The sequence below is a fragment of the Hymenobacter mucosus genome (assembly GCF_900188255.1).
GTDB lineage: Bacteria > Bacteroidota > Bacteroidia > Cytophagales > Hymenobacteraceae > Hymenobacter > Hymenobacter mucosus.
This window is the reverse complement of sequence record NZ_FZNS01000006.1, coordinates 199,445-213,653: the sequence shown is the minus strand read 5'-3', so window position 1 is coordinate 213,653 and position 14,209 is coordinate 199,445. Positions and strand designations below refer to the sequence as shown.

The 14,209-nt window shown below is 53.3% G+C and carries 9 protein-coding genes; 7 read left to right on the top strand and 2 right to left on the bottom strand.

Annotated elements, in window-relative coordinates; all coding sequences use genetic code 11:
* Positions 1–12: 12 nt before the first annotated feature.
* The gene (locus CHB83_RS15535; RefSeq protein ID WP_052695013.1) at positions 13–624 is read right to left on the bottom strand and encodes an exonuclease domain-containing protein; all 612 of its coding nucleotides are present in this window, start codon (positions 622–624) and stop codon (positions 13–15) included.
* A gap of 233 nt (positions 625–857) precedes the next feature.
* Here CHB83_RS15535 and CHB83_RS15530 point away from each other — a divergent pair, with 233 nt between their 5' ends.
* The 5 genes from CHB83_RS15530 to CHB83_RS15510 are packed head-to-tail and all read left to right on the top strand — an operon-like array spanning position 858 to position 9,265.
* The gene (locus tag CHB83_RS15530) at positions 858–1,610 is read left to right on the top strand and encodes a hypothetical protein (protein ID WP_089333267.1); all 753 of its coding nucleotides are present in this window, start codon (positions 858–860) and stop codon (positions 1,608–1,610) included.
* A gap of 60 nt (positions 1,611–1,670) precedes the next feature.
* Positions 1,671–4,439, top strand: a complete 2,769-nt coding sequence (locus tag CHB83_RS15525; RefSeq protein WP_089333266.1) for a TonB-dependent receptor — start codon at positions 1,671–1,673, stop codon at positions 4,437–4,439.
* A gap of 33 nt (positions 4,440–4,472) precedes the next feature.
* Positions 4,473–5,600 (top strand): DUF4249 domain-containing protein, encoded by a 1,128-nt coding sequence (locus CHB83_RS15520; RefSeq protein ID WP_179225543.1) that lies wholly within the window; start codon positions 4,473–4,475, stop codon positions 5,598–5,600.
* 36 nt (positions 5,601–5,636) lie between these two features.
* Positions 5,637–6,812: a DUF4249 domain-containing protein gene (locus tag CHB83_RS15515; protein WP_055562425.1), complete on the top strand. Its 1,176-nt coding sequence runs from the start codon at positions 5,637–5,639 to the stop codon at positions 6,810–6,812.
* Positions 6,813–6,850: 38 nt separating this feature from the next.
* Positions 6,851–9,265: an MG2 domain-containing protein gene (locus CHB83_RS15510; protein ID WP_089333264.1), complete on the top strand. Its 2,415-nt coding sequence runs from the start codon at positions 6,851–6,853 to the stop codon at positions 9,263–9,265.
* Between the two features lie 3 nt (positions 9,266–9,268).
* Here the strand turns inward: CHB83_RS15510 and CHB83_RS15505 are convergent, their stop codons facing one another.
* Positions 9,269–9,901, bottom strand: coding sequence for a DUF1684 domain-containing protein (locus CHB83_RS15505; protein ID WP_089333263.1), 633 nt, complete (start codon positions 9,899–9,901; stop codon positions 9,269–9,271).
* 145 nt (positions 9,902–10,046) lie between these two features.
* Between CHB83_RS15505 and polA the strand changes: the two genes are divergently transcribed.
* Entirely contained in the window at positions 10,047–12,932 is a 2,886-nt protein-coding gene (gene polA, locus CHB83_RS15500) for a DNA polymerase I (RefSeq protein WP_045687485.1), read from the top strand.
* 203 nt (positions 12,933–13,135) lie between these two features.
* Positions 13,136–14,164 (top strand): YpdA family putative bacillithiol disulfide reductase, encoded by a 1,029-nt coding sequence (locus CHB83_RS15495; RefSeq protein WP_045687484.1) that lies wholly within the window; start codon positions 13,136–13,138, stop codon positions 14,162–14,164.
* The last annotated feature ends 45 nt before the right edge of the window (positions 14,165–14,209 follow it).

Here is a 14,209-nt window from a genome sequence, read left to right as displayed (position 1 = left end):
GCTGTTTCCCTGCTATAACGACTCTGCTGAGCCTGTTTGCTTATACACAGGTAGCTCATAGAACGGGCGTAGCAATTGCACCACGTCAAGGGCGTCGGCTAAGGCTTCGTGAGCTACGGTATCGTTCTCGAAGCCAGCGCGGGCCTTGCAGGTTTGCATAGTCGGTAGCCGCGTGTCTTTACGCCAGTTCAGGTAGAAAGCAGCCGGGTCTAGCATGGCCGGTTCCGCACGCACGAGGGTACCATAGCCCGGTAGCTCTCGCAGAAAGCCTAGATCGAAGGACGCAATATTTTTTCCGGCCATAGTCACTGTTACGCAATCCTGCTTGTCGGGCCGGAAGCCTTGCGCCAACAAAAAATCCCGCAATTGAGGTAGCAGGTCCTCGGGCGTGCACAGTTCGGGGTTGGTTTCCTTGCGAGCCAACTCTTCTAGTAACCGAGCATTCAATGCCAAGGCACCGGCGGTACCCACATATTCAGGGTGGCGCACTACGCGCCGAAAGGCCGGCAACTGCTCTAACGGTAGCAGGTGCTTGGTATCTTCTACCACGGCGGCTAACTCTAGAATTTGGTGGCGCTGGGGCTTACCCCCAGAAGTCTCAAGATCAAGGGAAATATAGCGCATAGATTCACATGTACGCGGCTGCCCACAGGGAGTTCTTGCTTTGAAATGCGCATGGCAGCAATACGATACTGCCATTGCTAACGCTTGCCGTCGTCTTGACCAACACTAGCGGCAGCCTGTCCTTTTTAACGTATGTTTGCTAGCTCACTACTTCCTCAGAAGTAAGCGAGCAGTGCAGCTATTCTCATCCATTGGCTGTCTGTTAATTACCGCGCCTCTATCCCTTTCTAGTTATGAAAATATCCTTACCTCTGTACGGCTTGGCCGTGCTAAGTATAGCCAGTAGTAGGCAGGCCGTAGCGCAGAGTACTTCCTCAGATACTACCCTTCTAGCAGCAGCCAAAAGCCAAGTTGCACAACACTACACCGCACATATTCAAGATCAGTCGCAGTTGTACAATGGTCCTGAATATTTCAATTACACCAGATACTACCAGGAAGTCCAAGGCAATCAGTTTTTCGGCACTGCTACTGCTCAACCAGGCTCCGTGTATTACGCCGGCCATTACTACTCAAACGTTCCGTTGCTTTATGATACCCGCCTAGACCAAGTGGTAGTGCAGCAGCCCACCAACTTGTTTACCCTGAGGCTGGTGAGTGAGAAAGTTAGCCGCTTTACGCTACAAGGTCATACGTTTATTCGTCTTACCAAGGACACCGCAGCAAATCAGGATATTACGCCCGGCTTCTATGATTTGCTGGTTGACAAGGGCGTTACGTTACTGGCCCGGCGCGTGAAGAAGATACAAGTGCAGCCCAGCCAGAATATAACCAAGGCGTCGTTCTCCGCTACTAACCAATACTTTATTAAGCGCGACCGAGTTTATTATCCCGTTAAAGGTCGGGGCTCTTTCATTTCATTATTCCCAGACCGGCGCAGAGAGCTGCAGCAATATGCTCGGGAGAAGAAGCTACGCTTCCGCAAGAAAGGGCTTGAAGACGACCTCATTGCGCTGGTAAACTATTATGCCAGCTTGCCCCAATAGGCCCGTAGCCTAAGCACTAGTCCGGGCAATTTATACGTCCCTACCCTATCCACGCGCTATATGAAACATTTCTGCTCTATACTTTTCTTTCTACTACTCTCCTGTTTGGGTTTTGCTGGTTTTGCGCAACAAGTCACTTCACAGCGCATTAGTGGTAGCTTTCAGCAGGTGCCATTTGAGCAGTTCGTTAAGCAAATTGAGGCTACCACACCGTACAGGTTTTATTACACTCCTACGGCTGTCGATAGCTTGACAATTACAGTACAGGCCCAAAACCAACCCCTGCAAGAGGTACTAACGCTGGCGCTGCAACAGACGATACTGCGCTTTGCAATAGATGAGCACAACCGGGTATTCGTTACTACTGGCAACCCCGTGCAGTTGACACTGTCAGACAATTTTTTTCAGCCGGAAAAGGACGAGGCCGCTAGTACTGATCCAGTGGCGTCGGATAACCCGCTGCCAGGTAACTCTATCCGCACAGCTCGCACTTCTGCTTTTCGCTTGTACGATATTGGCACCGGTTCTAGTACAGGCAAAGCTACCTTAGCAGGTAGACTACGCGAGGTCAAAAATGGTGAGCCCGTAGTAGGCGCTACCATATACAGTGAGGCCCTCAAGGTGGGGGCCAGCACAGATCAGTTTGGCCTTTACTCGCTAACGCTGCCAGTAGGGCGGCATGAGCTAACTATACGCGGTATTGGTATCAAAAACACCAAGCGCCAAGTGATGCTACGTGGCGACGGCAAGTTGGATATTGAAACGGAGGAGGATATTACCACTTTGCGGGAGGTAGTAATTGAGGCCGAGAAGGACCGCAACGTAGCTGGCCTGCAAATGGGCGTGGAACGGCTCGATATCAAAACGATGCGTCAGGTACCCACAGCCTTCGGCGAGACAGACGTGCTGCGCGTGGTACTCACCTTGCCGGGGGTCAAGTCGGTGGGGGAAGGCAACACGGGCCTGAATGTGCGCGGTGGTGCCACTGACCAGAACCTTATTTTATTTAACGACGCTACCGTTTACAATCCGTCGCACTTATTCGGGTTCTTCTCGGCGTTCAACCCCGATGTTATCAAGTCGGTGGAACTGTATAAGAGTGCTATTCCGGCTAAGTATGGAGGACGCTTGTCGTCAGTGCTAGACATTGCTACTCGCGACGGCAACAAGAAGAAGTTCTCCGGCTCGGGAGGCGTCGGCCCGCTTACCAGCCGCCTCACGCTCGAAGGACCTATTGTCAAAGACAAAACTTCATTTATAGTAGGGGGCCGCACTAGCTATTCCGACTGGATTCTGCACTTGTTACCCAATGAGAGCTTCAAGCAAAGCTCAGCGTCGTTTTACGATGTAAGTGCCCACATCAGCCACGAAATCAATGAGAAGAATGCGCTGTATCTGACGGCTTACCTCAGTACCGACAAATTTCAGCTGGCAAGCGACACGGCCTATCGGTACCGCAACCAGAATGCCAGCCTGAAATGGCGGCATACCTTCAGTAACAAGCTCTACGGGGTACTGACGGGGGCCATGAGTACGTATGAGTACAATATTACCAGCAAGCGAGATGTGTCAACGGCTTCGAGGTTGACATATGATATCAAGCAGTACAATGTGCAGGCTGATTTTTCCTACGTGCTTAACACCAAGCACAACATCGATTTCGGGGGAAGCTCGGTGCTCTACCACGTGTCGCCGGGCGGGCTCGCCCCCTCGGGCACTGAGTCTTTAATTACGCAGGACGTGTTGCCGCGGGAACAAGGGGTAGAAAGCGCGCTGTACGTGTCAGACCGCATAGACGTATCACCGCGGCTGTCGGTATCGCTAGGGCTTCGTTACTCGCTTTACACTGCATTGGGGCCGCGTGAAGTGTACAACTACGTACCCGGTTTAACGAAGACCTTGAACACCATCACTGATACCGTGTCCTATGGGTCAGGCAAGGCACTGGCTACCTACCACGGGCCAGAATACCGCCTGTCGGCCCGTTATAGCCTCACGGACAACTCATCGGTTAAAGCTAGCTACAACCGTACCCGTCAGTACATACACATGCTGTCTAATACCACGGCCATGTCACCGACGGATATTTGGAAGCTGAGTGACTCTAACGTACGCCCCCAAGTTGGTGACCAGTACTCAGTGGGCTACTACCATAACTTCCGCGCTAACACCATTGAATTCTCGGTAGAGACCTATTATAAGTCTACTCGTGACTTTGTAGACTACAAAGGAGGTGCTACCCTGATCTTGAACCGACACATTGAAACCGACATTGTAAATGCCGTGGGTAAGGCCTATGGTGTGGAGGTGATGCTACGCAAGCTGACCGGTAAAATCAACGGCTGGGCGAGCTACACTTACTCCCGCTCCCTGGTACAGGTAAACCAAGGTACCACCTCCGACATGATAAATGGGGGCCGCTACTACCCCAGCAACTTCGATAAACCTCATGACTTCACTCTTATCGGCAACTACCGCTTCAGTCGTCGTATTAGCGCTTCACTGAACTACACATACAGCACCGGCCGCCCCATTACGCTGCCATTGGCCAAATATTACGTGGGCAGCGCCACCCGCGTGTACTACTCGGAGCGCAATGCCTACCGCGTGCCTGATTACTATCGCGCCGACCTAGCCCTAAACCTGGAGGGCAACCACAAGGTGAAAAAGCTGGCTCACAGTTCCTGGACCTTCGGCGTGTACAACCTCACAGGACGCAAAAATCCTTACTCGGTGTACTTCAAGTCAGTAGGTGGTCAAATTCGGGGGTACCAATTGTCCATCTTCGGGCAGCCGATTCCTACTGCTACTTATAACTTCAAATTTTAATAGGCGAAAGAGATGCTGTACCCCCGTCTACGTTTGCTGACTTGGCTATTACTGCTGCTGACTGCAAGCTGCGTGGAGCCCTACGAGCCAAAGCTTGTTGGCACTGCCGCCAATTTGCTGGTATTAGATGGTTTTATCAATACTGATGGTGTTACAACGATTACCCTCACTCGCTCCCAAGACTTAAGCAGTGCAGGCGGCTATCCGGCCGAAACTAAGGCCACAGTAAGGATTGAGAGTGAAGCAGGTACTCGCTATCCTTTAACCGAAACGAGTCCCGGCGTATACATTTCTACCAGCCAAAAACTCCCCTCAAGTACGCGTTACCATCTTTATATCCGCACTAGTACTGGCCGCGAGTATACGTCTGACTACACGGTGGCAAAGCAGCCGCTTCCCATTGACAATTTGAAAGCCAGAATACAGGAAAATGGATTACAGATATACGTTGATACTCATGATGATGAGGGAAAAACGCAATATTACCGCTGGGAATACACCGAAACATGGGAGTTTACTTCTGCCTTTCGTAGTACGCTGCGTTATGACGACAGCAGAAATCAGGTAATATCTCGCCGAGAAAACATTTATAACTGCTGGCGCACGGAGAACTCCTCCACCATCAATACTACCAGCACGGTGCGCCTGAGCCAAGACGCCGTGCGCGACTACCGCCTGCTGTTCATCCCCTCCTCAGCTGGCCGCTTGCGCTACCGCTATAGCATTTTGGTGCGGCAGTATGCCATGTCAGCAGCTGAGTTTGACTACTGGGAGGCCATCAAGAAGAACACGGAGAACATCGGCACCCTGTTCGACCCCTTGCCCAGCCAGATCCAGGGCAACGTGCACTGCCTCACTGATGACACGGAGCCCGTGCTCGGCTTTGTGGGTGCTGCAACGGTAGTAGAGCAGCGCCTCTTCGTCGATCGGCTTACTCTACCAAACGAATGGCGCACTAACCTCGACGGGTACGAAACCTGTACGGCCCTTGACACTTTCCCAAGTGAACGGTGGAAGGGCTGGACGCTACAAGAGTATTTTGGCGATCCGCAGCTTCGAATTCCGGTGAGTCGGACAAGCATAGCTTTCACAGCACAAACGCCTGAGTGCGTCGATTGTCGTTTACGAGGCACAAACGTGAAACCGAGCTTTTGGCCTTAGGCACTTTATACCTAATCATTATAACATGTTTACTCTATGCGCATTTCTACCCATCCAATTATCTGGTGCCTGTTGCTTCTACTGAGTGGCTGCGTAGATAGCTACGCACCGGAGGTAATCCAGTCGGCCAATAATTACCTAGTAGTAGATGGATTCATCAATGGTAACGGCAGTACAACGATTCGACTATCCCGATCGATCAACATAGCTGAGAAAAACACCTACCCACCGGAAATAAACGCTAGTGTAGCCATCGAAAACAAAAACGGCTTACGCTATTCCTTACAGGAAGATAGTGCTGGCGTGTATACCTCTCCGCAGCAAGTGCTTCCAGTAGACCAATACCGTTTACATATTCGTACGAGCACGGGCCGCGAATACGCGTCTGATTATGTATTGTTAAAGCAAACGCCTCCTATTGACAACTTAGAAGGGCGGGCTCAAGCCGACGGGCTTCAGATTTACATTAGTGCCCACGACGAAACTAGGCAAACGCAATACTACCGCTGGGAATACACAGAAACGTGGGCATTTACCTCTGCATATTGGAGCCGTTGGCGGTTTGGAAAGGGAAACAGTGAGCGTCGCACCTACTTCCGGCGAACAGAAGATATACACCACTGCTGGCGAACAGAAGCATCTGCCCTTATCAACACGGCTAATACATTACGTTTAAGCCAAGATGCCGTGCGCGACTACCGGCTCAAATTGATTCCTTCAAGTTCAGGTCGGCTACAATCACTATACAGCATTCTGGTGCGGCAGTATGCCATGTCAGCAGCTGAGTTTGACTACTGGGAGGCCATCAAGAAGAACACGGAGAACATCGGCACCCTGTTCGACCCCTTGCCCAGCCAGATCCAGGGCAACGTGCACTGCCTCACTGATGACACGGAGCCCGTGCTCGGCTTTGTGGGTGCTGCAACGGTAGTAGAGCAGCGCCTCTTCGTCGATCGGCTTACTCTACCAAACGAATGGCACCCTCAGAATGAGGGCTATGAGAGGTGCACTGGTTTAAATACTCTACTCCATGATTCTACCGAACGCCATGGCTATAACATGTACAAGTTCTTTGCTGATACTACGTATCGCGTCCCGGTGACTGAAATCCGAGATAGTAGGGGCACGATTATCGGGTTTGAAAATCAAACACCAGACTGTATAGACTGTCGCCTGCGGGGTAGTAATGTCAAGCCCAGCTTCTGGCCCTAAGTGCCCACCTTTCCTCACTGACTTCCCTCCCTACGCCTATGTCTTCGTCTATTTCTTGCATAAGAAGCTTTTCGCGCCAGTACTTGCCCGTTCTGCTTCTGTGGATAATGGGAGTTGGCACTGCCCAAGCTCAGTCTGACTCTGTACGGAGCCTAGCCCGTCGTTTCAACCAGTACCAGCAGCAAACCCTTCAAGAAAAGCTGTATCTACACCTAGACCGCCCTTTGTACCTGACCGGGGAAACAATGTGGTTTAAGGTGTACGCCGTAGATGGAACCTACGCACAACCGCTGGCTCAAAGTGCTGTGGTATACGTGGAAGTGTTGGATAAAAATCGGCGGGCAGTATTGCAGGGTAAGGTCCCACTTGCTAAGGCCATAGGTCAGGGCTCTTTTCAGTTACCTTCTTCCCTTAACTCGGGTAGCTACACGGTGCGGGCCTATACTAGTTGGATGAAGAACTTTAGCCCCGAGTATTATTTCCACAGCCCGGTTACTATCGTTAATACAGCTCGGGCTTCGGGGGTGGTATCTACGTTAGACACGGCATCTTATGACGTGCATTTCTTTCCAGAGGGGGGCAACCTAGTGCGCGGCATAGCCAGCAAGGTAGCCTTCAAGGTGACGGACCGGGCCGGCCGGAGTATACCCGTAGTAGGCACCTTGCTTGATGCACAAGGCAAGTCGCTCACTACTTTCAAAACGCTCAGGTTCGGTATGGGCGCTTTCACCTTCACCCCCGCTGCCGAAGCCGCCTACACGGCTGTGCTGAAGCTGCCCAGTGGCCGCATAGTGTCACGCAAGTTACCGGCCGTGTACAGGGCTGGCTACGTGATGCACTTGGAGGAAGCCGGGTTACAGCAGATCCGCATTGTGGTGCAGACCACCGACGCTGATGCCGACCGCGTGGATCTGCTGGGCCACGCCCGCCAGCAACTCACTACTGCTACCAGTGCTCCAATCCGCAACGGCCAGGCCGAGTTTCTCATCAACAAGGCAACTTTGAGCGAAGGCATTTCTCATTTCACAGTGTTCAACCACCGCCACCAGCCGGTGTGCGAAAGGCTCTACTTCCAGCGCCCGAAACAACAGCTTACTATCAAGGCTCAACTAGACAAAGGCCAGTACGCTACTCGTCAGAAGGTTAACCTGCAGTTGACCACTGCCACGGCTAGTCAGCCCCTGCCGGCAAATCTTTCCGTAGCCGTGTACCGGCTCGATTCACTGGCAGCACCGGCACCCAGCATTACTAGCTACCTCTGGCTGGCTTCTGATCTGAAGGGTATGGTCGAAAACCCCGACTACTACTTCACAAGCACTGAACCGGAAGCCGCTGCCGCTACCGAAAACCTAATGCTTACGCATGGGTGGAGCCGGTTTCGGTGGGAAGATGTGCTGGCCAATAGGCTGCCTGCATTTCAGTACCTACCCGAGCTACAGAGCCATTTAGTTCGGGGGCGCATTACGCACCAGGGCACTGGCCAGCCAGCCCCCGATATTACGGCGTACTTGTCCTCGCCCAGCCGCCTTATCCGACTAGCCAACTCCATCAGTGCCCGCGACGGAAGCATCCAGTTTGAAGTGGATGATTTCTATGGCACGCGCGATATCGTGGTACAAACAAATACCCAGCACGACAGCACGTACGCAGTAGAGATTTTCTCGCCTTTTTCTCAGCAGTATGCCACTGGGGTATTCAGCAGCGTGTTCACGCCCTATCCGCGCTTTAAAAATGCGTTTACCCAGCGTCATGTGCAAGCGCAGGTGCAGAACGCCTATTTCCGCCGGTACAATAACCTGTACACCTTGCCGGATACCGATAGCCTAGCCTTCTATGGTATGCCCGACGAGCGCTACATGCTGGATGATTACACGCGGTTCAAAACCCTGGAAGAGGTGCTACGCGAATACGTGCCGGGCGTAAAAGTCAGAATCAAAAAGGATGGCTTTCACTTTACTGTGCTCGACAATCCTAATCGTTCCATTTTCTCCGACCCACCCTTAGTCTTGCTGGACGGCATGCCTGTATTCAACACGAATAGAATTATGGCCATGGACCCGCTGAAAATTCAGAAGCTGGAGGTGCTAGACAGCCGCTATTTCCAAGGACGCTCTATGTATAGTGGCATTGTGAGCTTTACCACGTATAAGGGCAACTTAGATGGCTTTCCACTCGACCCGAAAGCATTAGTGCAGGAGTATGAGGGCATGCAATTGCAACGTGAGTTCTACGCTCCGCGCTATGAAACCCCGGCCCAACAGCAAAGTCGCCTGCCAGATTTGCGAAACCTTCTCTACTGGAACCCTGCCGTAACGACAACTTCTGCTGCCCGCGCGTTGGAGTTTTATACTTCTGACCAACCTGGTATGTATCAGGTGGTAGTACAAGGCTTGGCGGCGAACGGCCTGTCGGGAAGCACCAGCCTCGCCTTCGAAGTAAGCCAAGCCTTATGAGAGTTAGTGTGAGCTCATAACTCCCGCCCGAATAGCAACGGGTAGATGATTTTCGGCGGGTGGTACGGGGCAGGAGTAGTTGCCGCCGTAAGCGCAGTAGGGATTATAGGCACGGTTAAAGTCGAGCACAACTCGGCCCTGGTGAATTTGCCCCCGGCGCAGGTCAATGTAGCGGCCACCCCCGTAGCTGCCGTGGCCGTTCGTACGGTCGGTGAAGGGTACGAATAAATAGTCGCGGTACTCTGGGTTTTGCTGTAGGTCCAAGCTTTGATACACCGCTAAGTGTTGGGGCTTGCCCTCAAGTGTAAAAAGCAATACGCCGTACTTCCGGTACAAGGGCCGCCGGACGGTGCTAGTCTGCATTTGAAAGGGCGCGCCTAAGGAATCTGGTTCAAACTTGGCCTCCACGCAGGCCGCGTAGTTGATAGAATAGAATGGCAAGCCAGTAAATGTACTCCGCTCTGCCACCAGCAGCGGTGTGCGAGTCGAGTCCCGATACTCGGCATTCAACTCCTGCTGAAACGCAACTACCTGCTGGGCATGCTTCTGCATTGTAGGGCGCTGAGTGCCCCCAGTAGTTTGAGCATACGTCAGACCAGAATACAGCAGCAGGATAAAGAGAGGTACGTATTTCATAGTGCAAATAAAGCACCGCAGCTTTAGCTGAGCAGCCTTCCGCTTGTGCGCGCTGGCTTAGCTGGCCTCCCGCAGCCTGCTCTTTGTAGATACTGATACGGCTGGGGCTGTACCCTTCTCTGCTGCCTTGCGTACCTTCGTACCTATGACTGATGCTGCCTCTGCTCCCGCCAAAAAGCTCTTCCTCCTCGACGCCTTTGCCCTGATTTATCGCGCCCACTTTGCCTTCAGCAAAAACCCGCGCGTGAATTCCAAGGGCTTGAACACCGGAGCCATCCTTGGCTTTACGAACACGTTGGTGGAAGTATTGCAAAAGGAAAAGCCCACCCATATAGGCGTGGCTTTCGACGCGCAAAAAAAGACGTTCCGCCACGAGCAGTTTGCCGAATATAAAGCCCAACGCCAGGCCATGCCTGAGGATATTGGGCTGGCCATTCCCTACATCAAGAAGATTATCCAAGCCTTCAACATCCCTATTCTGGTGGTGGATGGGTTTGAGGCCGACGATGTGATTGGTACACTAGCCCGCCGTGCCGAGGCGCAAGGCTTTGGGGAAGTGTTCATGATGACACCCGACAAAGACTACTGCCAGCTGGTAACCGACTGCGTGAAAATCTACCGGCCGGCCTTTATGGGCAATGCTGCCGAGGTGCTGGATGTAGCCCACGTGCTGCAACGCTTCGAGATTGAGCGCCCCGAGCAGGTAATTGACATTCTAGGCTTGCAGGGCGACGCGTCGGACAACATTCCGGGCATACCGGGCATTGGCGAGAAAACCGCCAAAACGCTTATTCAAAAGTATGGCTCGGTAGAAAACCTGATTGCCAACGTGGACGAGCTGAAAGGTAAGCAGCAGGAAAACGTACGCAACTTTGCCGAGCAGGGCTTACTAAGCAAGGAGCTAGCCACCATTCACTTAGACGTACCCATTGAGTTCCACGAGGAAAACCTGACGCTGGAAGAGCCCAATGTAGACGCCTTGCGCCAACTGTTTGAAGAGTTGGAGTTTCGGCAGCTAGCTGCCCGCGTACTAGGCGGGGGCAGCCCAGCCGGAGTGAGCAGCACCGCTCCCACTCCGCGCGGCGCCCGACGGCCCAAGGTAGCGGAAGGCCAGGGCAGCTTGTTCGGCTCTTCTTCGGATGCAGCCGTAGCTATCGGCGCCGAGGAGGGTGAAACCGGTTCCTACGGAGCACCGGCGGGCCCACGACTCACGTTGGAGGACGTACCCCACCAGTATCACCTGATTGATACTCCGGAGCTGCGTAAATCCTTATTAGATTTTCTTTTGCAGCAAAAGGAAGTGAGCTTCGACACCGAGACAACTGGCCTCGACACCATGACGGCCCGGCTAGTGGGTCTTTCGTTTTGCTGGCTACCCGGTGAGGCCTACTACGTGCCCGTCCCCCACGACGACCACACTGCGGCCCAAGCCCTAGTAAACGAGTTCTGCCCCTTCTTTGAGGCCGAGCACATTCTGAAAATTGGGCAAAACATCAAGTACGACCTTACCATTCTGAAGCACTACCACGTGCAGATGCGGGGTAAGCTGTTTGACACTATGCTGGCCCACTACCTGCTGGAGCCCGACATGCGCCACAACATGGATGTGCTAGCCGAAACCTACCTGCACTACACGCCAGTTTCTATCATTTCGCTAATTGGTCCCAAAGGCAAAAACCAGAAAACCATGGCCGATATCCCACCGGCCGAGGTGTCGGATTACGCCTGTGAGGACGCCGACGTAACCTTACAGCTCAAGCATGTATTTGAGCCTTTGCTGAAGGAAGTAGGCTTACTGGATTTGCTGAACGAGGTAGAGAATCCGCTGGTGCCCGTGCTGGCCGACATTGAGTATGAAGGGGTAAAGATTGACAGCGGGGCCATGGGTGAGTATTCGGCCGAGTTGCAAGGCTACATCACCGAAATCGAACAGCAAATTTTTCAGGCAGCCGGCGAGGAATTCAACATTGGCTCGCCTAAGCAGCTGGGCGAGGTGCTGTTCGACCGCATGGGTCTGGGTGGCGGCAAAATCAAAAAAACCAAGACGGGGCAGTATGCCACTGGCGAGGAGGTGCTCAGCCAGCTTGCCGCCGATAACCCCATTGCCGGCTTGATTCTGGAGCACCGCCAGCTCACGAAGCTACGCAGCACCTACGTAGAAGCCCTACCCCAACTTGTGTGCGAGGTAGACGGGCGAGTACACACATCCTTTAACCAGGCCGTAACGGCTACGGGCCGCCTCAGCTCCACAAACCCCAACCTCCAGAACATTCCCATTCGCACCGAAAAGGGCCGGGAAATCCGCAAGGCGTTTGTACCGCGCGATACACAGCACGTGCTGCTCGCAGCCGACTACTCGCAAGTAGAGCTGCGCATCATGGCTGACTTCTCGGGCGACAAAACCATGATTGAAGCCTTCCGCCAAGGTCTTGATATTCATACCAGCACGGCCAGCAAAGTATTTCACGTGCCCATCACGGAGGTAGATGGCGAAATGCGCCGCAAAGCCAAAACCGTCAACTTCGGCATCATCTACGGTATTTCGGCTTTCGGCCTGGCCCAGCGCATCGGTATCAGTCGTAAGGAAGCTACCGAAATCATTGATACGTACTTCCAGGAGTTTCCTTCGGTGAAGCAGTTCATGGATGACAGCATCAATCGGGCGCGGGAGCTAGAGTACGCTACTACCCTCCTTGGGCGGCGACGCTACCTGCGCGACATCAACTCGCGCAATGCTACTCTGCGCGGCTACACTGAGCGTAACGCCATTAACGCCCCTATCCAGGGTACGGCGGCCGACATTATCAAGAAGGCCATGATTAACATTCATGAGTGGCTGATTCAGGAAAAACTTGGCACGCGCATGATTTTGCAGGTGCACGATGAACTGGTGTTCGATGCCGTGCAGGAAGAGGTAGACTACATCACGCCCAAGATTAAAGAGCTAATGACGCAGGCCCTTCTGCTACCCCACGGCGTGCCCTTAGAGGTAGAGGTAGGCACCGGCCGCAACTGGCTACAGGCGCACTAAATGGGCTAAGAGCTATATGTAGTAGTACCAGAAGGGTCTCGCCGTGGCGGGACCCTTCTGGTATGACGCTCTCCGGGGTATGCATCGACCAACCAGGTTGTAACAGGCCTTGCTCCATGTAGCTACTCAACACGAGGCTCTTAATTCCACTATCTACCATCAGATTTTAAACTCCCCCGGCCTTTTGTTGGTATTATATTTCTATGGCTTCAACTTCTGAATCTTCTGTTTTCGATGTGGTGGTAATTGGGGCCGGGCCGGTGGGCTTGGCATCCGCTATTGAGGTGCAGCGGCGCGGTTTCTCGGCTGTGGTGGTGGACAAAGGCGCTTTGGTGAATTCCATTATCGGCTACCCCACCAACATGGAGTTCTTCTCCACCCCAGAACTCCTAGAAATTGGGGGCCACCCCTTCCCCACTAGTCACTACAAGCCTCTGCGCGAAGATGGCTTGGATTATTACCGCCGCGTAGCCTTTGCCGAGAACCTCAACTTGCGCCTCTACGAGCGGGTAGTAGGGCTGGAAGGTGAGCCCGACCAATATGAGGTAGTAACGGAGAAAGGCCGCATTCAGTGCCGCTACGTTATTGTAGCTACGGGCTTCTACGACGTGCCAAACTATTTGCGCGTACCTGGCGAAGACCTGCCCCACGTAACGCATTACTATAAGGAGCCCTACGCACACACGGGGCAGCATGTAGTGGTAGTTGGCGCCAAAAACTCCTCGGCCAAGGCTGCTCTCCAGCTTCTGCGGGCTGGCGCTCACGTTACCATGGTGGTTCGGGGCGCTGCCGTCAGCGACTCGGTGAAATACTGGATTCGGCCCGACCTTCTCAACCGCATTAAGGAAGGCCGCATCACCGCCTACTTCAACGCAACGGTGGAACGCATCACCCCCGACGCGGTAGAAATTCAAACGCCTGAAGGGCGGCATGCACTACCTGCTTCCTACGTGTACGCCCTCACGGGCTATCACCCCGATTTTTCCTTGCTAGCGGCTCTGGGCATCACCTGCCAAACCGACGCCGCGCAAACGCCCACCCACGACGCCGAAACCCTCGAAACCAACCGCCCGGGCGTATACCTGGCGGGCACTGTTTGCGGTGGCTTAAATACTAGTCGTTGGTTTATTGAGAATGGTCGCTACCACGCCCAAGTTATTGCCGCCCGACTAGCCGGCGAACAGGCTCCTGAGTTGCCAGAAGTGCTACAGCCAGTGCAGCTGAGCAAATAAGTAACTTCAACAAAAAAGCCCTTGCTCGTGCTGAGCAAGGGCTTT